Annotated in this window: 15 protein-coding genes; 8 read left to right on the forward strand and 7 right to left on the reverse strand. The window is 62.9% G+C overall.

All coding sequences use genetic code 11. From position 1 onward, the window contains the following. On the forward strand, positions 1-690 hold the full coding sequence (locus AC0L58_RS00855) for a phosphatidylserine decarboxylase (RefSeq protein WP_473685743.1): 690 nt from the start codon (positions 1-3) through the stop codon (positions 688-690). Continuing rightward, positions 687-890: a hypothetical protein gene (locus AC0L58_RS00860; RefSeq protein WP_473685745.1), complete on the forward strand. Its 204-nt coding sequence runs from the start codon at positions 687-689 to the stop codon at positions 888-890. Before AC0L58_RS00855 ends, AC0L58_RS00860 begins: the two co-directional genes overlap by 4 nt. Positions 891-895: 5 nt before the next feature. Here AC0L58_RS00860 and AC0L58_RS00865 read toward each other — a convergent pair whose 3' ends face one another. The 5 genes from AC0L58_RS00865 to wecB all read right to left on the reverse strand — a co-directional run bounded on the left by AC0L58_RS00865 (position 896) and on the right by wecB (position 11,589). Further along, entirely contained in the window at positions 896-3,643 is a 2,748-nt protein-coding gene (locus AC0L58_RS00865) for a hypothetical protein (RefSeq protein WP_473685747.1), read from the reverse strand. Between the two features lie 393 nt (positions 3,644-4,036). Further along, a complete protein-coding gene (gene prsT / locus AC0L58_RS00870) occupies positions 4,037-6,871 on the reverse strand; it encodes an XrtA/PEP-CTERM system TPR-repeat protein PrsT (RefSeq protein WP_473685749.1) in 2,835 nt (944 codons plus the stop codon). Positions 6,872-6,911: 40 nt separating this feature from the next. Then, positions 6,912-8,276, reverse strand: a complete 1,365-nt coding sequence (gene prsR / locus AC0L58_RS00875) for a PEP-CTERM-box response regulator transcription factor (protein ID WP_473685751.1) — start codon at positions 8,274-8,276, stop codon at positions 6,912-6,914. Continuing rightward, the gene (gene prsK, locus AC0L58_RS00880; protein ID WP_473685753.1) at positions 8,273-10,354 is read right to left on the reverse strand and encodes an XrtA/PEP-CTERM system histidine kinase PrsK; all 2,082 of its coding nucleotides are present in this window, start codon (positions 10,352-10,354) and stop codon (positions 8,273-8,275) included. The genes prsR and prsK overlap by 4 nt, the downstream gene beginning before the upstream one ends. 65 nt (positions 10,355-10,419) lie before the next feature. Beyond that, the gene (gene wecB, locus AC0L58_RS00885) at positions 10,420-11,589 is read right to left on the reverse strand and encodes a non-hydrolyzing UDP-N-acetylglucosamine 2-epimerase (RefSeq protein WP_473685755.1); all 1,170 of its coding nucleotides are present in this window, start codon (positions 11,587-11,589) and stop codon (positions 10,420-10,422) included. Between the two features lie 205 nt (positions 11,590-11,794). Here wecB and AC0L58_RS00890 point away from each other — a divergent pair, with 205 nt between their 5' ends. Together AC0L58_RS00890 and AC0L58_RS00895 are read left to right on the forward strand one after the other, a co-directional pair. Continuing rightward, positions 11,795-13,627 (forward strand): hypothetical protein, encoded by a 1,833-nt coding sequence (locus tag AC0L58_RS00890; RefSeq protein ID WP_473685757.1) that lies wholly within the window; start codon positions 11,795-11,797, stop codon positions 13,625-13,627. A 39-nt stretch (positions 13,628-13,666) separates the two neighbouring features. Next, positions 13,667-14,524, forward strand: coding sequence for a PEP-CTERM sorting domain-containing protein (locus tag AC0L58_RS00895; protein WP_473685759.1), 858 nt, complete (start codon positions 13,667-13,669; stop codon positions 14,522-14,524). A gap of 150 nt (positions 14,525-14,674) precedes the next feature. Here the strand turns inward: AC0L58_RS00895 and AC0L58_RS00900 are convergent, their stop codons facing one another. After that, on the reverse strand, positions 14,675-15,490 hold the full coding sequence (locus AC0L58_RS00900; protein WP_473685761.1) for an N-acyl amino acid synthase FeeM domain-containing protein: 816 nt from the start codon (positions 15,488-15,490) through the stop codon (positions 14,675-14,677). A 497-nt stretch (positions 15,491-15,987) separates the two neighbouring features. Here AC0L58_RS00900 and AC0L58_RS00905 point away from each other — a divergent pair, with 497 nt between their 5' ends. From AC0L58_RS00905 to AC0L58_RS00915, 3 genes are all read left to right on the forward strand, one after another. Continuing rightward, complete coding sequence (locus AC0L58_RS00905) at positions 15,988-17,043, forward strand: nitroreductase family protein (protein ID WP_473685763.1); 1,056 nt, start codon at positions 15,988-15,990, stop codon at positions 17,041-17,043. 455 nt (positions 17,044-17,498) lie between these two features. Then, positions 17,499-18,311 carry a PEP-CTERM sorting domain-containing protein gene (locus AC0L58_RS00910; protein WP_473685765.1) on the forward strand — a complete coding sequence of 271 codons (813 nt, stop codon included), beginning with the start codon at positions 17,499-17,501 and terminating at the stop codon, positions 18,309-18,311. A gap of 331 nt (positions 18,312-18,642) precedes the next feature. Beyond that, the gene (locus tag AC0L58_RS00915; RefSeq protein ID WP_473685767.1) at positions 18,643-19,524 is read left to right on the forward strand and encodes a ThiF family adenylyltransferase; all 882 of its coding nucleotides are present in this window, start codon (positions 18,643-18,645) and stop codon (positions 19,522-19,524) included. A gap of 43 nt (positions 19,525-19,567) precedes the next feature. On the opposite strand, the gene AC0L58_RS00920 is transcribed toward AC0L58_RS00915, so the two are convergent. Beyond that, on the reverse strand, positions 19,568-20,191 hold the full coding sequence (locus AC0L58_RS00920; protein WP_473685769.1) for a hypothetical protein: 624 nt from the start codon (positions 20,189-20,191) through the stop codon (positions 19,568-19,570). A 489-nt stretch (positions 20,192-20,680) separates the two neighbouring features. Between AC0L58_RS00920 and tviB the strand changes: the two genes are divergently transcribed. Beyond that, positions 20,681-21,991, forward strand: coding sequence for a Vi polysaccharide biosynthesis UDP-N-acetylglucosamine C-6 dehydrogenase TviB (tviB, locus tag AC0L58_RS00925; RefSeq protein WP_473685771.1), 1,311 nt, complete (start codon positions 20,681-20,683; stop codon positions 21,989-21,991). Positions 21,992-22,093 lie beyond the last annotated feature (102 nt).

The following is a 22,093-nucleotide window of genomic DNA, read 5'->3' on the forward strand; positions in this document are numbered from 1 at the left end:
ATGATGGTGCTCGTTCTGCAAATCGTGATCTTGTGTCTGCTGGCCGGGGCCATCGTGCTTTGGGCAGTTTATTTTCCGTATCCCTCGCCTCTGATTCGGCGATGGCTTGCGCCGCGCAAGCGGTGGCCGGAGTCACAGATCCGAATGTGGTTGCGGCGGGGGGAGTTTCAGCGCGCGTTTCTGCGCCATTTTTACAGCGACCCGGAGCGGGTAGCCCCTCCCGGCGACAGCATGCTTGCGCCGGCCGATGGTCTGGTGACCAGCGCGGACGTGCGCGATGACGTGCGCTATCTGGTGATCGCGCTAAGTTTCTGGGACATGCATGTACAACGAAGTCCGCTGGCAGGAAGCGTGCTCAGCGTGGGGTCGCATGGCGACGACTTCATGGACGGGGAAGGGCGGGAGTTTGCGTTTCTGCGGGAGAAGTCCTGTCCGGTGCAAAAGCGCGTCGTGATTGCGACGCAGACCGGGCAGGTTGCGGTGCGCCTGATTACCAGTATCGCGGCGCGCCGCATTGAAACGTGGGTCCGCGCGGGAGAGAAGATCGAGCGCGGTCAGAGGATTGGCAGGATCCTGTTGGGCAGCACGGTGGTGCTGGAAATGCCCGCTGCCGCAAAGTTGTTGGTGCGCACGGGCGACCGTGTCTGGGCGGGTGAAACCGCTGTTGCCGAAACCCTGGTTGCGTCATGAACGAATTCTTCTGGGCCTCCGGTCATCTGGGTTGGGGCGTTTTTGCGCTCGTCGTGTTCACGGCGCTGTGGGGGCTCTTCTCTGATCTGGTTTGGCGATTGAGAAACGTCCGGATCGGCAAACTTGCCGTTGCGATGTCGATTGGCTGGATTGTCGGGGCGGGGCTGATTCTTCTGGGGTTCTATCTTTGCAATCGGTAGCCTGGTCAGCGCCGGCGTTGAATCTCCCTGCACTTCCTGTCGGCAATCCGTGAAATTCCCCGGCCAAGGACTGGTTCGTTTCTCGCACACTCCGCTGCCGCGTCCAGCCGTGTGGCGGTGTGCGGTATCACGATCACGCAATTGTGGCAGTCCGCGACGCGAGCGCCCTCACCGGCGGACAGGCCGCTTGCGGGCGGTGTCGGTTGACCTGCCGCTGCATGTTGGACAGGGATGGTCGGTTCGGGCGCGGCCTGCGAACTGGCCCTTATGTGAGACCCGAATGACTGGATGGCCACGACAAGTGCGTATGGCAGGCGGATCGGCAGTACCTCGGTGTACGAAAATACGCCATCCAGAACGTTCAAGCTGCTTTGCTCTTCCGAACCAGGGCGCCGCCAGTTTTTCGCCGGCGACACGGGAGGAGTTGCGGGCGGCGGTGGTTTCGATGTGGGCTTGGACGGCGGGGATGGATCGGGCGTATACGGCACCGAGCGTGGTATCACGGCGAAATTGGGATAGTTGTTGTAGGCGGTCGTCCCCTGGGGTTTCACGCTGCGCGATTCAAAAAGACTCCATGCCTGGTGTGCGTTGGCCAAGGTACTGTCGGCGGCGGCAGCCAGACCAATCTGGAGATTGGCCGGGTATCCTGTTGCCGAGTGCGGATATCCATGCATTTTGCCGGCTTGCCACGGCTGCTTTTCCAGCTCGCCCATGGCAGTCACCATCGCCGGAGAATTGCAGGCAAGTCCGGCCAAAGTCGGGAACGTAGCCGCGTACATGGCGCCGTACGATGGCAGGTACGTATTCCCCGTGGGTTCGGTAACCACCAGCGTGTAGGCCGAAGCCTCCAACCAGCAATATCCGTTGTTTGGGTTGGTTTGCCAGTCGGTCATCAACCCAATCTCGAACCTGGCCAGCCAGTCACGCAGCTCTGCGGCACCGGCAAAGCCCAGTTCGGCTGCATGCCCCGCCGACCAGGTGAAAAAATTGTGCATCCACGGCGCCATCGCATTCTTGCTGCCGCCGTTCATGCCGTAGCTGTGGCCGCTATCCACCAGGCCCAGCGGATTGGCGTTCGGGTTGTTCGTGTATTTCTGACTCCAGTCCGCCAGCGAATTGTTGACGCTCGCGTTGAACTCGGCCTTCAGGGGATAGGCATCAGGCAGCAACCATGCTGCGTCGGCCATCTCGCGCAGAACCCAGGCTTTGCCGCGCACCTGGCTGTAGCTTTCGTCGATCAATCCCTGCGAGTAGCCACGGTATACGGGATTCGGCGCAATCTGGTTGCGCGATGCCGAAAACGCCAGCTCCGACATGTAATAGTACGAACCCGTCACCATGTACGGCACATAGGATTGTGCCGGTTGATGCGCGTTATCCCACAGGGTCGGGCTTCCTGTGCCATACCAGGCCGACGAACATCCCGACACGACGGCGTTGTTCACGCAATTCGGCAACAAGTCACGTCGGTAGGCAGCGATCTTGGCCTGGTTGGCTGCAGAGCCTGTCATTTTCTGCTGTGCAACGCCATTGGCATAAACCCATGCCGCCGTGGTTATGTTGGGATGGTCTTGAATGCTGACCGGCCAGCCCGTCGCTGCATCCCGATAGTGGATGTCATACGCCCCCAGCGCATCGGTGTTGGCCAACATCCAGTGGTAGGCCCTCACATCCGGATCGATGATGTACACGCTGGTCCAGCGAGGTAGCGGGCCAATCGCCGGCTGGGCACCGGTCATGTGCATCTTCTGGGTCTGGTCGCAATGGTCCAGTGGCGCGCAGGCCTGGCGCAGGCTGGCCAGGAACGACTCGTCGGGTGTCAGCGACATGTAGCGCGACACGGCCTTGCTGGTCTGGATGTATTGCGTGTCCTGCTGCAGGTAGACCTTGGGCTCGGCGTCATTCCACCACAACACCTTGTGCCAGCGGGTGTAGGCGTATTGGGTGAGCGCGGGACTGGTGTAGGTGGCGGTGCCCGAGGTCAGGGTCGCCGTGTATTGCGGTTGTGCCTGCGGCGCGAAGGCCGAGGTGTTTTCCACAATGACATCGGTGCGCACATGAGCTACCGAGCCGGGCGTGGTGCCCGCATAGGCACGCACCGCGAAATACACCCGAAGATTCGGGTCGGTCGTACCATCGGGTGCGGTCAGCGGACCATTGACGACCCACTCGCTGGCCAGGGGGCCCGACAGCCAAAGGTTGCACTGCTTGCCCCACGGCGCGCACGCGCCGGAACGGTCTGCCGCCTGCAACAACGCGCGCGCGTTGGCTTTATAGGTCTTGCCGGCAATATCGAGTGAGATCCAGGCATCGTAGGACGTCGCGAGCAGTCGCGAGGTCGTGATGGGCGTGTCTGTTTCAGGCGGTGCTGGTTCTGCGGTCAGCACGAGCGGGATCTGGCTGCTGCCGGCCAGCGAAGGGACCATCATGGTCAATACGGCATGCCGCAGACTGCCGTCAGGATTGGTCGCCTTGGCATCCACCTGCAGGGTCACGGGCTTGCCATTGAGTGTGGCCGTAACCGTCGCATTCCGGGGAACGTCGCCATTCTTGAAGACTTGGCCGAAAGTCACCGGTACATTGACTTGTGTTTGCGTGGACTGACTGACGATGGTATCCGTGACTGCTGCGGCGTGCGCGTGCGTTGCCGCCAGGAGCAACGCGCAGCCAACGGCTGTGCTCGCCAGCTTGCAGATCGCCTGAAGAAAGTGATCTTTCCGGCAGGACAGCCGTGGTTGACAGTGATTGTTCATGGCGGTTTCTCTTGCGCGCATCGAATGAATGACCGGGAAAATTCACCCGATGTGATGTCCGGTTGCGCGGGTACCACCCCTTCGGGACGTGCGATGGGTGGCAGGCGTCGTTCGGTTCCTTCGGCATCGTGTTGGAAAGGCGCTGGCACCGTTTCCACCTCCTGTAGCCGTGAAGATAGCGTATACGCTGCGATTTACGGGGGCTGTGAAGCCAGTCACGCGCTGGGCAGTGGCGGGCCCTGTCGACGGCGAACCGTCCACGTGGCGTAGTTGGCGAAAGCGCATGGTGTTCATTGCCGTATTCGGGTCGGCCACGCAGAAGAAAGGCCGACGGGCATTGCCCGTCGGCCTTCGTCAGGGTACGCAATCGAGCGTCGCTTGCAGGCGCGCAATCTATTTCCCGCTCTTGCCCAATTCCTGATGCAGCTTTTCCGCTGCTTGCTTGTCTTGAAAGACGGCGCCTGTTTTTAGCAGCGCATCCAGCGTTGCGCGGGCGCCGGCTTTGTCGCCAGTCCGCGCCTGGGCTACGGCCAGGTGGTACTGGATGGCCGCCACATTCGGCGCTGCCTTGGCAGCCTTCACCAGGATCGGAAAGGCGGTCTTGGGCTGGTCAGCGCCGATCAGCGCCCAACCGTAGGTGTCCGCCACGCCGGGCGACTCGGGAGCGAGTGTGTAGGCGCGTTTGGCCAGGTCGAGACCCTTGGGGTTGCCCTGTTCGGCATAAAGCCAGGCGAGGTTGTTGAGCGCGACGACGTTCTCCGGGTATGCCTTCAACACCAGCTCGTACTGGCTGGTAGCCAGCGTCTTTTGCTCGTGGTCAAGGTAGTACTGCGCCAACAGCAAGCGTGCCGCCGTATCGTCCGAGTGTTTGGCGAGCCAGTCGCGCAGGGCGGCTTCCGGTTCCTTGGCGTCGGTCTGACTGAGGGCCTGGAAATTCTTGATCACCAGCGGCCGCTCGTAGCTGATTTTCAACCCTTGCTGGTAGGCGTTTGCGGCCTTGCTCCAGGCCTTGTCGGTCATGTACAGGTCGCCTTCGAGAGCGAAGCCTGCGACCTTCGTGGCGGCTCGCGTCTGCAGCGATTTCGCCAGCGCAACGGCGCCTGGCAGGTCATGATTCTGCAGTTTCATGAACGATCGCAGCGTCACCGCCGTGACCTGCTCAGGATCCGCCTTGATGACCTTGTCCAGATTTTCCGCGGCGGCGGAGGTGTCCTTGTCCAGAATCTGCGCGCGCGCCAGGTTGGTGCGGAACAACGGCACCTGCGGCGCGAGGCTCACGGCTTTCTTCAGGGGACTGAGAGCTTTCTCGTGATGACCGGCATTCAATTCAGCCACACCAAGCGCGTTGAGCGCCGCGGGATTGTCGGGATCGGCGTCGGCAAACTGCCTGGCAACGCTCGCGGCTTCATCGAATTGCCCCCCTTCGCTGTACAGCATGACCAGGCCTGCGTACGCCGCGGCAGCCTTCGGTTCGGTGGCAATGGCGCGTTTGAGCCACTTGACGGCATTGGCCTTGTCCTTCTGGGTCGTCGCAAGCCTGCCGAGCGCTGTCATGGCGGCGACATTCCGCGGATCCTGCTTGAGAACCGCTTCATAGCGGTCGGCGGCGTCCTTGTAGTGGCCCTCGAGCAAATCCAGGCTACCGAGGTTCAACAGTGCCTGAACGTTCTTCGGATCCAGCTTGAGCGCCTGCGAGTACTGGGCACGCGCCTCGGGGCGCTTGCCGGCGGCGACCAGCGCCGTTCCATACAACAGGTGCGCGGCGCTGTCGCCGGGATTCTTGTCGGCATGCGCGGCAGCCGTTTTGACTGCGTCATCCGGGCGCTTGGCACGCACATAGGCCATGGCCAGCAGCGTGGCGCGTCGCGCTTCAGTGGTGGCATTACCCTCTGGAATCTGTCGTAGCAGGCGAATCGCTTCGGACACATTGCCGTTGTCGAGCGCCTTGCTGGCCGGCTCGAATTGCGGATCGGATGCCCCGCTCTTCGCCGGGACGTGACCTACCAGCATTGCTCCTTCCGCGCCGCCCGTCGAAGCCGCCGCCGCGCTGGTGCTCTTGGAGGCAGCCCGCTGCAGCAGCGCCATCAGCTCGGTATCGGTTGGCTTGCCCGGCGCGACCGGACGGAGCATGTCCAGCGCCTGGCGCGAGCGCCCCTCGCGATAGTAGGTCAGCGCAAGCATCTTGCGCGCTTCGACATTCTGCCGGTCTGCGCCCATGACATTGCTGAGGTACATTTCCGCCTGGCCGTAGTTGCCCTGCGCGTAGCTGACCGCGCCCATGAGCATCTGTGCCTCGGCATTGTCAGGTGCCGCCTTGAGCACTTGCTGCAATTCGGAAAGTGCATCGTCCAGATGCCCTTGCCTGTACAGCACGACGGCACGCAGATAGTGCGGATACGGGTGCTGCGGCGCCATCTTTTCCAGCTCCTGGATGCTGGCCAGGGCCTTGTCCAGGTGGTTTTGTCGAGCCTCGGCATTGGCCAGCCGTGAAAGCGCGTAAAACCGCTCCTGCGGCAGCCAGTCGGCGTCCTGGAAGCCCAGCACTTTCTGGTAGTCGGCTTCGGCGTCGGCAAGGTCTCCCTTGCTGAACGCCAGATCGCCCTTGGCGATCCATGCTTGCGGATTCTCCGGCGAAGCGAACAACGCCTGCTGCAGGTATTTTGCCGCCGCTGCCTGATCCTGGTCGATCGCGGCCAGTTTGCCGAGCCCGACCAGCGCTTGCGGATCCTTCGGGTTCAGGGCCAGCGCACTCTTGTACGATTTTTCCGCCTGATCATTTTGCTTGAGGGCGCGATATGCGTCGCCCCGGAGCGCGTCCACCCGCGCCTGGGTTTCGGGTTCGAACGACTGATTGGCAGGCAGGGTCTTGAGGACTTCGTCGTATTTTTGCGTTGCCAACAACGTGCGTCCCATCGGCACCGCCCAGCTTGCCGCCGGCACCCCGTTCGCCTTCGCCTTTTCCAGTTCGCTCAAGGCATCATTTGTATTCCCCAGCATCAGCGATGCCTGCCCGAGAAGCAGCCATGCCTCGCCGTTCTTGCTGTCGCGCTGGAGGACCTTCTTGGCCTCGATGTAGGCCGCGCGGTACTGGCCGCTGGCCTGGTACTTGGCCCCCGTGTTCAGGTCGCCATGACTTTTCCCCAGGCCACAGCTGCCCAACAGGAATGTGATGCAAACAAGGGCCAAACCCTGGCGGATGGCCCGAACGTTCAGCTTGGTCACGCGCATGTCTTTACCCCCTGGAGTTACGGCCGCGCCGAGCGCAGGGTCAGTCTGCTTCGGTGGTTTTTTTCAAATCATACTTGTCGAGTAGATCATAGAGTGTCGGTCGGCTGATGCCGAGCAGGCTGGCCACCCGCGTGAGGTTGCCGCCCGCCTGCGTCATGGCCCTTTCGATGGCGCGCTTCTCGGCCGCGGCCCGTACCTCGTGCAAGCTCAGCGCATCCCCGCCGCCGGTCGCGCCCAGATGCAGATCCTCGATCCCGATCTGCTTGCGATCTGCCATGATCACGGCGCTGTTGATCGCATTTTCCAGCTCGCGCACGTTGCCGCGCCATGGATAGGCTTCGATCGCCTTGAGTGCTTTGGCCGTAAAGCCGTTGACCTTCCGCCCGTGGCGGCTGGCCGCCTGTTCGAGAAAGTGCCGCGCCAGCAACGCCGCGTCGCCGGTCCGGTCGCGCAGCGGCGGAAGCACGATGCTCACCTCGCTGACGCGGTAGAAGAGGTCCTCGCGGAAGCGGCCCGCGCTGATCAGGCTTCGCAGGTCCTGATGCGTGGCGCAGACGACGCGTACGTCGACCGGGATCAGCTCGCGCCCTCCGATTCGCTCGATCACCCGCTCCTGGAAAAAACGCAGCAGCTTGGCTTGCAGCGCGACCGGCATGTCGCCGATCTCGTCGAGCAGCAGGGTGCCGTCGCCCGCCAACTCGATCTTGCCCTTGGTCTGCTTGTGCGCACCGGTGTAGGCACCCTTCTCGTAGCCGAACAACTCGGCTTCCAGCAGCGGTTCGGGGATCGCTGCGCAGTTGATCGCCACGAAGGGCCCGTCCCGGCGCGTGCTCAACCGGTGCACGGCGCGCGCAAACAACTCCTTGCCGGTGCCGGTCTCGCCGAGCAGCAGCACAGTGGCGTTGGAAGGGCTCACCTTCTCCACCAGCCGGCAGGCGTCGCGCATCACCTCACTGTTGCCGATGATGCCGTCCAGTTTCGACGGCGACTGGCTCTTGAGCTTGCGGTTTTCCGCTTCGAGTTCGTGAACGCGGAAGGCGCGATCCACGATCATGCGCAGAATTTCCAGGTCCAGCGGCTTGGAGCAGAAATCGTAGGCGCCGCATCCGATCGACTTCACCGCGTTGTCGCGGTCGCCGTTGCCGGTGACCACGATGACCTTGGTGTCGGGCGCCAGCTGCAGGATATCGGTGATCGAGGCGAAGCCCTCGCTGGTGCCTGCCGGGTCCGGCGGCAGGCCGAGATCCTGCAGTACCACGGCGGGTTCGTGAGTGCGCATCAGTTCAAGCGCTGCAGGGCGGTCGCCGGCCACGATCACGTCGTAGTCCTCGAAGCTCCAGCGCAGCTGGCTCTGCATGCCGGCATCGTCCTCGACGATCAAAAGGCAGCGCGGCCTCTCGCTCATGATGCTCCCCTCTGTTGGCTTGTCGCAGATGCATCGCCGGCCGGGTCGGCCAACGGGAGGCGGATGACGAACAGCGTGCCTTGGCCCGGCGTGCTGCGTACGTTCATGGTTCCGCCCAGCGATCGCACATACTCGCGGGCCTGGTAAGCGCCGATGCCCATTCCCTTGCTTGCCTTGGTGGTGAAAAACGGCTTGAACAGCCGGTCACGGATGAATTCCTCGTCCATTCCCGCACCGTCGTCCTCGATCTCGATCACGGCTTCGCCCGCCGCGCGATTCACCCGCAGCGTAACATGGCCCTCGGCCTGCGCCGCGTCCTGGGCGTTGCGGACGACGTGCCCCAGTACGGTGGCAAGCTGTTCGGCGTCTGCGCGCACCCATAGCTCCTCCGTTGCCGCCAGGTATTTTGGTTGCGGCGACTGCGCGCGGCACTCGCCAAGTGTCCTGTCGATGACCCCCGCCAACTGCACGCGACCGCGTCGGCGGGGCGCGGCGTCACCGCGCAACTGTTCGAGCAGCAGGGAGATGCGCTGCACCGAATTGGCCACGGTCTTGAGCATGTCGTCCACGAACGCCGGGTTGTGCTTGTGACGCTCGGCGTTTTGCAGCAGCAACGATTGTTGGCCCGCGACATTCTTGAGGTCGTGCATCAGGAAGGCGGTGAGCTGGTTGAAACCCTCGAACTGGCGCGCCTCGGCCAGGCGCTGCGCGTCGACCGCCTGCGCGAGTGTGCTGGCAACCTGGCTGCCGGCGGCCCGCAGCAAGTCGATGTCCTCCCAGTCGAACGCGCGTCGCGCGCGTGCACGTGCCAGCACCGTAAAGCCGATGAGCCGGTCTTCCAGCATCAGCGGCACGATCAGCCACGCGTGAGGCAGTTCGCTCAGTTCCGACGGTGCCCGCAACCGTTCATCGCCCAGTGGCGCCGGTTGATCCAGATCGTAAATCCAGCGGCGTTCACGCATGAACTTCAATGCAGGCGCGTCTGCCGGGAACCTGAGTCCGGGCGGCGCGGGCATGTTCAGGCGTGCTTCCAGCAGGAAGTCACCGCTATCGCCGCGCATGAACAATGCGCCAGCCGGGCTGTCCATGGTTTGCGCCATGGCGCGCAGCGCGCGCAGCGGCAGCTCCGTCTCCCCGGTCGACAAGGTGGCGGTCAGGCGCAGCCATTCCTCGCGGTAATCATGGCGAAAACTGAAGAAGTTCTTGTGCAGGAACACCCTCAGGTGTGAACGTGCCTGGCCGGAGAATCCGATTGACACTGCGCCCAGCAGCGCGAAGCAGACGAACGTGATTTCAGCGACCCGACCCCAACTGCCGCCGTACAGGCGCACGTAGTAGCCGCCGATCGCCGTGGCGAGGATGTAGAACGCAACGGCCATCAGGCTCGTGGAATAGAACACCGCACGACGCGAAATCCCGACCCGCAGTGACCACTCCGGGTTGCGCACCGCGGCAACCAGCAACAGCGGCACCAGCAACGCGTTGATGAAGCCGCGCGCCGCCCATGCGCTGAGATTGAACTGCCGGTACAGCACCGCGTAGGAATACAGAAAGATGTCGTAGGCGAACAACAGGCCAAGCGCGATCACCAGGAATTTCAGTGCCCAGCGCTGTTCCGCCTCGACGTTGCGGTAAATCTGTTCGAGAAACATTACGCCGACGAGGGCCAGAATCAGCACGCCAATCAGCAGCGGATTGATGCTGAACGCCAGCGAAGACGATGAAGCCAGCCCGGTTGCCGGCCACAGGCAATAAAGCGCGAGCGCGATCCAGAAAACGTGCGCCACCGCCCGCAAGCCGCGAAGGAGGCCGGACATCGGCCATGCACCGAACAGGGCGCTCACGAAGATCAGCCATGCGCCGTAGCGCAGAACCTCGGCCAGCAATACCCAGTTGACCGACAGGGTGCCCTGCCATTCGGCGTACGCCAGAAACGCGCCCCATGCGACCGAAGTCGCCGTGGCCAGCAGCAGCAGGGCGCCGGTACGCTGACCGCGCCAACTCACGGCCAACAGTGCCGTGCCCACGAGGAAGGCGGCAGCGGCGATCAGGTAGCTGGATATGACAATGTCATGCATGGTCGGAACGTCCCCCGCGCACGACGCAATGGTCGGCGCTCATCTCGACTAGCGCGTTTCAGGATTCACGCATTGTCGAGCGCGTGCTGGCCGGAGCGTCCGGTTGCTGCCGTGCCGTCGCCGACCGTGGATGGCACGCCCTGCAGGCGGTGGCGGATGTCGGCTGCGACGCGCGCCGCGGTATGGCCGTCCCAGAGTTCGGGTTTGCGTCCATGTGCCCAGTTGCCGCCAAGGATTTCGGCCACGGCGGGCGCCAGTTCGCCGGCAGTCACCAATCGATTGCTGCCCTGGGTGATGGTGATCGGCCGCTCGGTGGTCGTGCGCAACGTCAGGCAGGGAATGCCGAGGTAGGTGGTCTCCTCCTGGATGCCGCCCGAATCCGTGATTGCCAGTGTTGCGCCGCACACCAGGTTCATGAAGTCGACGTAGCCCAGCGGGTCGACCACTTGCAGGCCGGGTGCGTTGGCGAGAGTCTCCCACAGACCGAAGGATTCCAGATTCTTGCGCGTGCGCGGGTGGACCGGAAACACCAGCGGCAGCGTGGCGGCGATGGCGGTCAGTTGCGCCACCAGCTCCGTGAGTGGTTCCGCGATATCCACGTTGGACGGACGGTGCAAGGTGACCACCCCGTAGCCGTGGTCGTCCAGTCCAAGCTTGCGCCGTTCCCCGCTGGCCTCGATGCGGTCGCGCATCAGTTCGTAGGAGTCGATCATGATGTTGCCGACGCGGGTGATCTTGTCGGCCGGAACGCCTTCGGCCGCGAGATTCTCGTCGGCATCCGGCGACGGCGTCCACAGGATGTCCGCGATGGCGTCGGTCACCAGGCGATTGATCTCCTCGGGCATGCGGCGGTCGCCACTGCGCAAACCGGCCTCCAGATGCGCGACCGGAACATGCAGCTTCGTGCCGACCAGGGCGCACGCCACGGTCGAATTGACGTCCCCGACCACCACGAGCAGGTCCGGTCGATCCGCTTCGCAGGCGCGTTCATAGGCGATCATCACGTTGGCGGTCTGTTCGGCATGGCTGCCGCTGCCCACGCCAAGATGCAGATCTGGCGATGGCAGCCCGAGGTCGCTGAAGAAGGCGTCCGACATGTTCTTGTCGTAGTGCTGGCCCGTGTGCACCAGACGCAGGCGGCACCATGGTTGGTCGCTCAACGCATGGAACAGCGGCGCGACCTTCATGAAGTTCGGCCGGGCGGCCGCGATCAAATCAATCCTGAGCCGCTGCATCGCAGGTAACTCCCCGAAATCCATATGACAATTGAGTGTACCAGCGGCGTTACCGGTCCGGAGTCCCGGCGTGGCAACCTCCCGCCCCGTTCTCGGCGCCACCGCTCCCGTCGGGAACCCCGCCGCCGATGCCAGCTTGCATGTCCGGCTGCAGCAGTACAATCTGTGACGTGGATCACAATAACCCGACTCGAGGGGCGGTGGCTTGAAGCCAGCGGCATTTTTCGGGGAACTCAAGCGCCGCAACGTGCTGCGGGCGGGCACGTTTTACATCGCGGCCGCGTGGGCGCTGTCGCAGGGGCTGGCGCAACTGCTGCCGGTGTTCAATGCCCCCAACTGGGTCACGAAGTGGTTCGTGGTGGCCTGCATCATCGGCTTCCCGTTCTGGGTGCTGATCGCCTGGTTCTACGAATTCACCCCGACCGGCCTGAAGCTCGAGAGCGAGGTTCCTCCCGAACACTCCATCCAGGAGCATACCGCCAGAAGGGCGGACCGCTGGATCATCGCGGTACTGGGTGTGGCCGTGGTGCTGCTGGTGACCAACCAGTTCGTATTGCGTCGTGATGTCAGTAGCCAGGCGGAACAGGTCGATGCCACGGCGCTTGCCGCGGCGCTGGCAAAAATTCCCATACAGTCGGTTGCCGTGTTGCCGCTTACCAACGAAAGCGGCGATCCGAAGCAACAGTATTTCTCCGACGGCCTGTCCGAGGAACTCATCTCCGAACTGACCCAGGTCACCGGGCTCAAGGTCATCGGCAAGTACTCCAGCTTCAAGTTTCGCGATTCCACCAGCAGCCCGGCCCAGATCGGCGCGGCGCTGCAGGTGGCCAACCTGATTCAGGGTTCGGTGTTCCAGCAAGGCAACAAGATCCGGGTCACGGTGAGCATGATCCGCGCCGCAGACGGCACCAGCGTCTGGTCACACAGTTACGACGAAGAACTCAAGGATGTGTTCGCCATCCAGTCCCGGATTGGCCAGGCGGTGGCGGCAGCGCTCAGGGTCAAGTTGCTGGGGAAGTCCCTGGTGGCAAGCGACAAGCCGCCCGGCGGCAGTGTCGAGGCGTACCAGCTCATGTTGCAGGGTCGGGCGCTGGCGCGCACGGGCGGCGAGGAGGAAACGCGCCAGGCAGTCGTGCTGTTTCGGAAGGCACTGAAGCTCGATCCCGATTACGCGTTCACCTGGGGGCTGCTTTCCAACGCCCTGGTCATCCAGGGACAAGCTTTCCTGACCGGTGATGCGCGCCAGCAGGCCTACAGGGAGGCGCGTGCCGCCGTTGACCGGGAGCAGGCCCTGGCGCCTGATGCTTCCTTTACGCACGCAGACCGTGGCTACCTGCTGTCCGTGGCCGACAACGACCAGGCCGGTGCGCTGTTGCAATTCAAGCGGGCGCATGCGCTCGCGCCCAACGATGCCACCACGATGAATTTCCTCGCCAATGGATTGGCGGCTGTGGGACAGTTGCAGCCTGCAGTCGATTTGCTGCGCAGGGCCATCGCCACCGATCCGCTGCGCCCCGGCTTCTACGTCAACCTTGCGAGCGTCCTGCTGGGCCAGCACGATCTCGACGCGGCCGAGCTCGCCATTCGTCAAACGCTGGGCCGGCAACCGGGTTATCCGGTTGCCTACACGCTCCTGGCCACCGTCGACATCCTGCGCGGCAATGCTGCTGCCGCGCAGCGCAATGCCAAGCAGGAAACCGATCCGCTGTACGCCCCGTGGATACAGACCATGGCGCTACAAATCGATCCCGACAAAAAACGAGCGGACGCCGCGCTGCGCGACTATGTGAGCAAGAACGGCAAGGACCAGCCCTATCTCATTGCCGACCTTTATGCGCTGCGCCGGCAACCCGATGAAATGTTCGAATGGTTGCACCGCGCCTGGAAGCAGAGTGATCCCAGTATCAACTTGCTGACCGATCCGTTCGTGCTTGCGTATCGCAGCGATCCCCGTTTTGCCGCCTTGTGCCGGACGGCCGGGCTGCCCGTGCCGGACCAGTTGCCGTCCACTGCCTCGACCGACGCCAGGAAGCGTTGACCGCCGCGGCTCGCGCCCTGCCCGACATGGTCAACCGGCATGCGCAAGATGGTGCCGGGTGCGTGCAAGCCCGAAAACGTAAATCCGATGTCGAAAACGTTTACGAATTCGACAGACCGCCCCGATTCGCTCTCAATGAAATCAATGGCTTGGACGCTGGCATTGGCTATGCATTGGGCAAACGGCCGGATGGAATCGCCCGGTGATTGCGGCACCGCCGCAAATGCGTCGTCCTATTCAGAGGATCCAGCGATGAAACGGTATCTGGCTGTGGCACTTGTCGCATTTGCTCTCGCTCTCGCCGCTCCGAGTGCGTTTGCCGTACGAGTCAGGGTGGTAGATCCGCCCGGTTCGCTGACTACCTCCAACCCTTTCCCGGATTGCGTCAGCAGTACCCCGTGCAACATCTACTATTTCGGAACTACCTATCATCCCGGCTTTGTCAGCTGTTTGCATCCGCCTGCCGGTCCCATCAATCCCGCCGTGGATACAGCCGGCTTCAGTTTTTGCCTCTGGTTGAACAACAAGACGGGCGCTGGCGCCAGTCAAATTGATTTCGACCTGACGGTTCCCACCGGAGCAGGCGGTGCTCAGCTTCAATGCGACAGTGACGACCCGAATACGCTGGTTGCGATTCAATGCCCCTCGTTCCTGCCAGCCGATGGCAGCTCTTTCGGGATGACGTTCCTCAGCACCCCCGCGCTGGGTGACGGCAGGGATTTTTACCTGCTGACCGACTTTGAAACTGATCCCGGAAGTGCTGGCGTTACCCTGTCTGCGACATCCGTACCCGAGCCCGGCGAGCTTGGCCTGTTCGGGCTGGGGTTGCTGGCCATCGGTGCAGCTTACAGCTTGCAGAGGCGGCGCCAGCGGCCGGGCATGAACGGGACGCGGTGATTCGCAAAACCGGGTTCGCGAATCGTCCGGTCGACCACCATGCGACACGATTCCGGGCCATCCCTGGCGACGGGCATGGCCCCGGGATGTTGCGTCGTCGCTGGACAGCAGCCACTGGGGCGCAGCTGCCCGGCGAGTCCGCTGCGGAGCCTACGCCGACTGAGCGAGGCAGTAGTCCGCCGAGGCCGGAACAGGCCGCAGGCTGGGATCGATGCAGAACCGCTCTTTCAGGAAGTCCGCGATCAGTGAGCCCCGCAGTTGCTCGGGCTCGAATGCGAAGCGATTCGAAAACGCACTGGCGGGCACCGGATTGTCACGCGCATCGGCAAGTCCCCGCGGCAACACGTCTTTTGCCAGGCACTCGCGAAGCCGCAGACGCAGGGGAACCACCGGGTTGTTGCGCACCAGGGGATAGCTGGTCGGCTCGGCGAATTCCTCGAAACCATAGCAACGCGTGTAGAACTGGGCGTGCCGCGGATGCACGCCGATAACGATATCCGTCAAATCGGCATGCAGGGCGTAGTGCACCGCCCAGCGCATCATGCTGAACAGCGCACCGACGCCGCGCGAGGCGGATTGGCGACGATCGGCCAGCATGCCCACCTCGAGCAGGCGCCGTCCCTTGTGGCGCAGTTGGTCGAGCTCATGAGCATAGACGCTGTCCAACGCCAGGCCCATCGGGCTGTCGCGAAACAGGGTCATGGTGTAGCCGACATCGGCCCCGTCAGGTCCCCAGACCACGCAGGCGTGTTCACCCACGGCACCGGGCACGGCGTGGATGCCGAACGGGTTCTCGTTGATCAAGCCCATCTCCGAGTAGCGCTGGTACACCAGCTGCCACGCAGCCTCGACTTGCGCGAGGCTGTTCGCACATGCGCACTGCGGTTCAGTGCCGCGCATCGCCGAGCGGGAGGGATAGGTCGTCGTCACGCCAGCGGATGGCGAGTTGAGGGAAGCGTTCATCATGGGACATCAACACCTGGTCACGTGTCACCGCGAGTCGCTTCCTGCCTGTGGCCGTTTCACAGGCGACCGGTGCCCCTCTTGGGCGTGTACGTCGTGCGATGGTGGCGTGAAGTCTATGCGATGAAAGCCCCTCATTTGTGTGATGCGCGTTAGGAAATGCAGGAAAAACAGGCAAATAATGGCTGGAATCTCCAAAAACGCGCGCTACGACGCGATTTCATATACATGAATGCCAGCTTGCCAGCGGTGAGAGGCCATGCGGAGCACTGCGCAATCACGCGATTTGAAGCTTGAAACAGGCGCGAAAGGCCAGCGCATCGAACTGCAGCGTTGAGCCGCGACCTGCGGTCGTTGGGTCGGTGGCCTCTTCCATTGGCAGCGGACGGATGGACGATCTGGCCTCAGGGAGGCGCGTCGGCGATCGTGGAAGGGGTACGCTTGGAAGGCAGGCTGCAAGGGTCAGTGACAGCAATCAGATGATCTGATCGGGACGTACCGTGGACGAGCAAACAAAAGCAGGCATTCTCGGCGCAGGTATTGCCGCGCCCTCGGCGGACAACTCGCAGCCGTGGCGGTTCGCGTGGAGCGGCGACGAGCTGGACCTGCGGATCGATGCGGGCCGTAGCGGCCGCGTTTCCGATACCCGATATGTTCTGAGCGATCTGGCTGCCGGAGCGTGCCTTGAAAACATGGTCATCCACGCCCGCTCGCTGGGTTACGTGGCGCATGTGCAGACCTTTCCGGACTCGGAAGACGAGTTGTGGGTCGCCCGCATCGGTTGGCGTCGTGACCCCGGCTTGAATCCGACCGAGCCATTGGCCGCTGCGATCGAGCTGCGTCATACCGATCGCCGCTTTCCCTGGCGCGGCCCGATCACCGCCGATTCGCAGGCACGAATGAACGCCCAGGCCGGGTCGATTTCCGGGCTGCGGCTGTATTGGCCGCCGTCTGCGGATGAGAGAAAAGCCGCGCTCAAGGTCATCCGGCAAGCCGAAACGCTGCGATTCAAGAGTCCTACGTTGCACGCGGAACTGTTTTCGAGCGTCCGCTTTGACGCAGGCTGGCACGGCGCCTGCGAAGAAGGTCTGGCCCCGGCGACGCTTGCCGTGGAGCCGCCGATGCGCCCGGCCTTCCAGATGATGCGGCGTCCCGCCGTGATGGCCACACTCAATCGGCTTGGCGCAGCGTCGATGCTCGGGTGGCGCTCGGCCTACCTGCCGATCCGGCTGTCGCCCGGCCTGTGTCTGCTGGTGGTGCCGTCCGCTGCGCGATCGGATGTGGTCGCGGGTGGGCGCGCTCTGCAGCGTGTCTGGCTTCAGGCCACGCTGGAGGGACTCTCGGTTCAACCATACGCCGCCGCTGGAGTGCTCAGCCTGGGGTTCGTGCCGATCGAGCCGCGGTTCAGGCAGCAGCTGTTGCATCTCAGGGCTGCCCTGAATGACGTGAGCGGGTCGGGCTGCGGGCTGGTGTTCCTGCGGCTTGGGCGCGTGCGTTCCCGACTGCGTGATCGCAGTGGCCGACGAGCGCCAGAGAGCTTTGGCGCGGCCCCATAGTGGCCCCGGATGTGCTGTATCTTTGCGTTCGCGCTACCCGATGCCTGTGCGCCGCACGGGACGCGATCTTCCGTGCGAGGAGCCCGCTGAGACGTGCGCTTCGCGCCCCTCTCGGTCCTGCCTGCGGTTTTACCGCGCAAACGTGAAGAGCAGGTGATTTCCACCACGCCGGAATCCTTTACGCCGCCGATCGACGCGTTTCTTGAAATAAACCTAAGCTAAAACAATAACCTACATGGCCATGGTGGGCGAATGAACAGTCTGCGCCGCTGCATGGTGTCGGGAAACCTTACGGATATTGAGTGGATCGACCAACGTCAAGCATACAAATTCAATAAAAACAGTACGTTACCACTCTGGCCTGCTTCTTGCTTCCAAACTACCGAGGGCAATGTCACCTGATGTCGCTGCCTGCCGAAGTTGTTCTGTACTGATTCTCTCAAGGAGATAAAGTCATGTGGAAGAAGAAAACCATTGGAGCTGCACTCGCTTGCGCCCTGGCGCTGGGTGCATGGAGCGGAGCTGCGCTCGCAACACCCATTACCGTGGGGGGTATCACCTGGGATCCGGATAACGGGACGGATCTGACCGTCCAGGCACTCAACTTCCGTGAGTCGTCCGTTGCCGGCATAGGCGACAAATTGACCGGTTACGGGCAGATTGGGTCGATAAACGGAAGCGGCACCTTCTGCTCGGGTTGCAGCCTCACCTTCAAGTTCGAGTACACGCTGTCGGCGATTGAGGGCACGGCAACGAATCCGAAGGTGATTTTCACGGGCGGGTCCCTCAATTTTTACGTTGACGCTGGCGGCACCTTCGATGTCCAGGATCCCACGACCGCTGGCGTGGGCACGTACTGGCTCACTTTGACGGGCCATACCGCTCCGTTTACCGGCTTCACGGCAGTGGGCGACCTGTATTCCAACATCAACGGTCCCATTTCTGCGCCAGGTTCACTGTCCGCTGGATTCGGGTTGCTGGATGCGACCGGAGGCCCGGCAGCGTACTGGATGGACACGAACACCAGGGCAGACGGCGCGGACTTTGACCTAAGTTCGGCGTTTTCGACACAGCCGTACAAACAGTGTGAAACTGTTTCGGGCGATGAGACCAGCATCTGCCACTATCCGATCGTGGGTACTGGCACGCTGACTGGCAGGTCGTTGACTGTACCCGAACCGGGCACAATCGGAATGCTGGGCCTTGGCTTGGGCTTCCTGGGCTTGGCTCTGCGCCGGCGCCGCAAGGACTCGGACGACCTCGCGTAAGCAGGTGTCTCGTGGTTTGACGATCAATGGCGCCGCTTTCTCAAGCGGCGCCATTTTTTCATGGACTGCTTTCGTTGCGCAGCGGGCGCGCCAGGCTGGAATCCTGCATTACCCCGGATCGATGGCATTCCACGCTCGAGCATGCGCCTCGAATTCATCAAGCCGGGTACGCCGCCATTCGCGGGTCACCGAGCGCACGTTTCGTGGATCGGCGAACTCTGCGGTCCAGACACGCCCCGGGTGGGCGGCGTTGTAGGCCGTCACGAGCGGATGGTACGGTGCTCGCTACACAACAGCTTCACGTCATACACCGCAGCGCAGGTGCCTCATGATGTCTGATGCAAGCGCGACGACTGAACCGTTTGACTACGCAACGGCTTTCAGTCGGACTATCGGCTGGATCACCGCAGTCGAGCAGGCAGCGCTCCGTTCGAGCCGGGTCGCAATTGCGGGACTCGGAGGCGTGGGCGGCAGTCACCTGTTGACCTTGACCCGACTCGGCGTCCAGGCGTTCAATCTCGCGGATCTCGACCGTTTCGGGGTGGAAAATTTCAACCGGCAGGCCGGGGCGTTCCAGTCGACGGTGGGGCAGCCGAAGATCGACGTCGTCTCACGCATGGCGCGGGACATCAACCCGGACCTGGACATCAGGAAATTTCCGGACGGGGTCACCTTCGACAACATGGACGAGTTTCTTTCCGGCGTGGACCTGTATGTCGACGGGCTGGATTTTTTCGTCCTCGATATCCGCGCCAGACTGTTCGCCCTGTGTGCCGAACGCGGGATTCCCGCAATCACCGCGGCGCCGCTGGGCATGGGAGCCGCCGTGCTGGCATTCCTGCCAGGGCAGATGACCTTCGAGGAGTATTTCCGGCTGGATGGCCAGCCCAGGAATGAGCAGTTGCTGCGCTTCATGGTGGGTTTGGCGCCTGCCGTGCTGCATCAGGGCTATCTGGTGGAACCCTCCGCGGTGGATCTGATCAATCAGCGCGGGCCGTCGACGCCCATGGCATGCGAAATCTGCGCCGGGATAGCGGGCACCCAGGCGTTGAAGATCCTGCTTGGCCGGGGCAAGGTCATAGCCGCGCCCCACGGCATGCACTTCGATGCCTATCGGAACAAACTGGTACGCACGTGGCGCCCGGGCGGAAACCGCAATCCGCTGCAACGGTTGATTCTCTCCCTGGCGCGCCGCCGCTTCATGCGCAAGTAAGCGCGCGCTCAACCAGGCAGGACCGCCCAAGTCCGACACATGCTCAGGAGCCCGAGTCGGTCCGCGTATGGATGGACGAGTCATCGCTCATATGCACGGCGATCCAGCTCAGAACCTTGGTGGACGGAAATTCGCGCTTGTATGTGACAGTGGCCAACACCAGCAGGCCCACGATCATCCACCCGCGCAGCACCGGGGTATGCGCCGCGTGGCGCCAGGTGATGGTCAGGAAGATCGCCGCGGCCAGTGCGCCCCACAACGCACCCAGCACCAGCTCAATCAGGGAGTGCTCGCGTAGCATCCAGCTGGCGACCGAAATGGCGGAAGCCACACTTGCGCCCAGAACGAGCAGTACGATGCGAAGCGCCGTTCTGGCGTTGCTGCCGACGAATGCGGCTGCCACCGGGAAAAACAGGAACGACAACGCCGCATGCCCGCTCAGGCCAGTGAAGTTCCACCCCGACGGCGACCATCCCGTCACCATGTACAGCATCTTGCTCAACGCCACACCTGCACTCACCAGCAGCATGGCCAGCAGCCACCACCATCCGCTGCGGCGTGTCATCGGCGCTGCGATCAGCCACACGAAAAGCAGCGCGGCACACGGAATCAGCACGGCGCCATCGCCGAGGTACACCAACGCGTGCCAGACACGGAGCATCGTCATATCAGACCATTGCTTGTTGCGGCCGAAGATCCGCGGCTTGGCCACGGGAGAAGCGCAGTTGCCCCAGCCAGCTGGGGATTCAACGCAAGCATGGGCCAGCGGCCATGAACTGGACATCACTGTCAAACCGAATATCGCTGCGGCCAGGCCGACGAGGTATGTCCTCGGCAGACGACCAGCTCCGCCCTTTCGCCGATCGGGGATTCCGTCCCGGCCAATCGGAGGCTCATTCGGTACCCGTGCGATCGAACGATCCCCAGCATCAGCTGTTCGTGCATGTCCGGACGGACATGGATGGTGCTATCGTTTTCGCGCTGACATGCGTGGCTACGGGCCGAGGATGCTTGGTTATCGTGCGGCTTTGACAACCCGCCAATCAGCTCTTGTTCTCCTGCCTGACCGATCACCGGATTGCCGGAACGATGCTTCCGGCCCTGTCCCCGTATTGAAAGAGCAACCCGTCAATGGAAATCACCATGGAAGCGCCACATGCAATCGCTTGAAAATACGAAGATCGCCATTGTCGGGCTGGGCTATGTCGGCCTGCCACTGGCGGTGGAGTTCGGCAAGCAATACGACACGACCGGTTTCGACATCCGCGCCGGCAGGGTGGAGGAATTGCGCCGCGGGCGCGATCACACGCTGGAAGTCGATGCGACCGAGCTGGCATCGGCGACACGTCTGCGGTTCAGTTCGCAGCTGGACGACATCCGCGGCTGCAACGTCTACATCGTTACCGTACCTACGCCGATCGACAGCGCCAAGCGCCCGGACCTGACCCCGCTGATCAAGGCCAGCGAAGCACTGGGCAGCGTGATCAAGCCCGGTGACGTGGTGATCTACGAATCGACTGTTTACCCCGGCTGCACCGAAGAAGTCTGCGTCCCGATCCTCGAGCGCCTCTCAGGCCTCACCTACGACACCACCACACCGAACACCGAACACCGAACACCGAACTCCTTCTCCTGCGGCTACAGCCCGGAGCGGATCAATCCCGGCGACAAGCAGCACCGCGTGACCAACATCCTCAAGGTCACATCCGGCTCCACTCCCGAAGTGGCCGATTTCGTGGATCGCCTGTACGGCTCGGTGATCACCGCCGGCACGCACAAGGCCAGCTCGATCAAAGTGGCCGAGGCGGCCAAGGTCATCGAGAACACCCAGCGCGACCTCAACATCGCCCTGGTCAACGACCTGGCCAAGCTGTTCAATCGGCTCGGCATCGATACGCTCGAGGTGCTGGAAGCGGCGGGCACCAAATGGAATTTTCTGCCGTTCCGGCCCGGCCTGGTCGGTGGCCACTGCATCAGCGTCGATCCGTACTACCTCACCCACAAGGCCCAGGAGGTGGGGCATCACCCCGACGTGATCCTGGCAGGCCGGCGCACCAACGACAGCATGGGCGAGTACATCGCCGGCGAGGTGATCCGGTTGATGGTGCGCAAGGGCATCAATCCGGTGCGCGCACGCATCCTGGTGCTGGGGCTCGCGTTCAAGGAGAACTGTCCGGACCTGCGCAATACGCGGGTGGTGGATATCGTCGAGGCCTTGCGCGGCTACAGCACCGAAGTCGACATCTTCGATCCGTGGGTCGACGCGGCCGAGGCGCGGCATGAGTACGGGCTGGATCTGATCGATGCGCCGTCACCGGCCAGCTACGACGCCGTCATCGTGGCCGTCGGTCATCGCGAGTTCGCGGAACTGGGCAGCACGGGCGTGCGCGCGTTCGGCAAGCCGTCGAGCGTGCTCTATGACGTGAAGTATGTGTTGCCGCGTGAGAGCGTGGATGGGAGGTTGTAGGGCGGTTTTCGGTGTTCGGTTTTCAGTTTTCGGTGTCTGGAAAGCGCCAGTTGATCCGCGATCTCAAACAAGCCTCCGCCGCGCTCCACTCCTCCTCCAGGG

This window comes from Rhodanobacter sp. G2-10 (genome assembly GCF_055809185.1).

Coding starts and splice junctions, on each gene's coding strand:
- prsR (WP_473685751.1), bottom strand. CDS start 8,276: ATGAGCGAGAGGCCGCGCTGCCTTTTGATCGTCGAGGACGATGCCGGC.
- prsK (WP_473685753.1), bottom strand. CDS start 10,354: ATGCATGACATTGTCATATCCAGCTACCTGATCGCCGCTGCCGCCTTC.
- tviB (WP_473685771.1), top strand. CDS start 20,681: ATGCAATCGCTTGAAAATACGAAGATCGCCATTGTCGGGCTGGGCTAT.
- AC0L58_RS00865 (WP_473685747.1), bottom strand. CDS start 3,643: ATGAACAATCACTGTCAACCACGGCTGTCCTGCCGGAAAGATCACTTT.
- AC0L58_RS00920 (WP_473685769.1), bottom strand. CDS start 20,191: ATGACGATGCTCCGTGTCTGGCACGCGTTGGTGTACCTCGGCGATGGC.
- AC0L58_RS00900 (WP_473685761.1), bottom strand. CDS start 15,490: ATGATGAACGCTTCCCTCAACTCGCCATCCGCTGGCGTGACGACGACC.
- AC0L58_RS00855 (WP_473685743.1), top strand. CDS start 1: ATGATGGTGCTCGTTCTGCAAATCGTGATCTTGTGTCTGCTGGCCGGG.
- AC0L58_RS00895 (WP_473685759.1), top strand. CDS start 13,667: ATGCGCAAGATGGTGCCGGGTGCGTGCAAGCCCGAAAACGTAAATCCG.
- AC0L58_RS00915 (WP_473685767.1), top strand. CDS start 18,643: ATGTCTGATGCAAGCGCGACGACTGAACCGTTTGACTACGCAACGGCT.
- wecB (WP_473685755.1), bottom strand. CDS start 11,589: ATGCAGCGGCTCAGGATTGATTTGATCGCGGCCGCCCGGCCGAACTTC.
- prsT (WP_473685749.1), bottom strand. CDS start 6,871: ATGCGCGTGACCAAGCTGAACGTTCGGGCCATCCGCCAGGGTTTGGCC.
- AC0L58_RS00860 (WP_473685745.1), top strand. CDS start 687: ATGAACGAATTCTTCTGGGCCTCCGGTCATCTGGGTTGGGGCGTTTTT.
- AC0L58_RS00910 (WP_473685765.1), top strand. CDS start 17,499: ATGTGGAAGAAGAAAACCATTGGAGCTGCACTCGCTTGCGCCCTGGCG.